This window comes from Vibrio sp. Vb1574 (assembly GCF_033338675.1).
The window spans coordinates 1-1,902 of the sequence record NZ_JAWOTC010000110.1 but is presented as its reverse complement, the minus strand read 5'-3'; the positions used below and the strand labels follow the sequence as shown (position 1 = coordinate 1,902).

The window sequence follows — 1,902 nt, the reverse complement described above, 5'->3', positions numbered from 1 at the left end:
ACGCAAACGTAGTGCTATTGGTTATCGACGCACGTGAAAACATCTCTGACCAAGACTTGAGCCTGCTAGGTTTTGCATTGAACGCCGGTCGTTCAATCGTATTAGCGGTAAACAAGTGGGATGGTCTAGATAACGAAGTAAAAGAGAACGTGAAGAAAGAGCTAGACCGCCGCCTAGGTTTCGTTGACTTTGCTCGTATTCACTTTATTTCTGCACTGCACGGTACTGGTGTTGGTCACTTATTTGAGTCTATCCAAGAAGCGTACAAGTCGGCAACGACACGTGTTGGTACCTCTGTTTTGACTCGTATCATGAAGATGGCGACTGATGATCACCAACCGCCAATGGTTCGTGGCCGTCGTATCAAGCTAAAATACGCGCACGCAGGTGGTTACAACCCACCAATCGTCGTGATTCACGGTAACATGGTTCGTGAACTTCCGGATTCATACAAGCGTTACTTGATGAACTACTTCCGCAAGTCACTGGAAATTATGGGTACGCCAATTCGTATCAACTTCCAGAATAGCGAAAACCCGTTTGAGAATCGTGCGAACAAGCTAACCTTGTCTCAAGAGCGTAAGCGTAAACGTATGATGTCTGTGGTTAAAAACCGCAAAAAATAATTTAAGCATTTGAAGATACCCAAGTTTTTACTTGGGTATTTTTTTATCTGTTTTTTGCAACCTCTAAAAGTGATGTGAGATGTGTCCTTTTCTAAACCTTACTTTCATCATTATCACAATGTTCTTCTGCGCGGTTTTCCTCTAGTGATATTAGTGATGACGTGCAGATTCCTGTATCTTCAAATGCTCAGTACAAAACCTTAACTTCTTACATTCACAAAGATAAGCAAAGCATGACGATTACCGCGACACAAACCCGTTTCTGCCATCAAACTTGGCAGTTGGACGCTCAGATTCAACTCGTTCAAAACCACAATGAAGTGACCTACGTAGTCACCGACGTGACTCCGTTTCATCCCGTTAGCCATATCTGGCCTGATCATCCCGCGGATAAAGGCATCTTAGTATTTAATGATCAACAATTTGAAGTGATTGATTGTCAAGTTGGTGCCATTGAAGTGGCAACCGGAGAGCTATTTGTTGGAGCGGCAATCCCTGTAAAGCGCGATACAGAAGGCTGGTTATTTGTTGTCGTACATGTATTAGCGCTTGTTGACACTCTATCTCAAGATACACGAGTGACGCTGAAAGTGGACAAAGAGTACCAACAAGCATTGAGTCGTGGACACAGTGCAGGTCATCTCGCCTACTTAGCCCTAAATAAAGTCCTCGCTGCCAGTTACTGGCGTAAAGATGCTGATCGTAAAGACCCACATGGCAACTATGATTTTAATAGTTATGCCCAAGAAGCCAGCTTTGTAACACCAGACAAGTGCCTAGATACTTACCGTTTAGGTAAAACACTCCGTAAAAGAGGCCTAAACAGCGCAGAAATGCTGTCAGACTTAGAGAAAATAGAGGGTCAGGTGAATGCACAATTGAAGCTTTGGCTGGAAAGAGACGCGGCGATCATTATGGACTGCCATGGTGACAACTTGACCGATTCTCGTTATTGGAAATGTGACTTGGGAGAGGGAGAATTGGCCGTGATCCCTTGTGGAGGAACGCACGCAGAGCATTTGAGTGACTTTGGCTCGATACACGTCAAGTTGGTCGAAATGGATTCACAAACGATTGAAATGCACACCGATGTAATAGCTTGCTTTTCCAATTAGATCTTTTTATTAAATTCTGTTTTTTTCTTTTTTTGAATTTAATTTTGGTGTTTTATGCTTCTTTAAATTGGAATGCAGAATATGTAACTTATGCTTTCGGTGTGTGGTTATATAAATATTCTTTTAGGGGGTGATCGCTGATCAAATGGTAAATATCAGAT

The 1,902-nt window shown here is 42.7% G+C and carries 2 protein-coding genes; both read left to right on the top strand.

Translation table 11 applies throughout. From position 1 onward, the window contains the following. Positions 1-626: GTP-binding protein (locus tag R7O12_RS23920; RefSeq protein WP_318126525.1), on the top strand; the 626-nt coding region annotated here is incomplete at its 5' end. Between the two features lie 233 nt (positions 627-859). Beyond that, on the top strand, positions 860-1,741 hold the full coding sequence (locus R7O12_RS23915) for an alanyl-tRNA editing protein (RefSeq protein ID WP_318126526.1): 882 nt from the start codon (positions 860-862) through the stop codon (positions 1,739-1,741). The last annotated feature ends 161 nt before the right edge of the window (positions 1,742-1,902 follow it).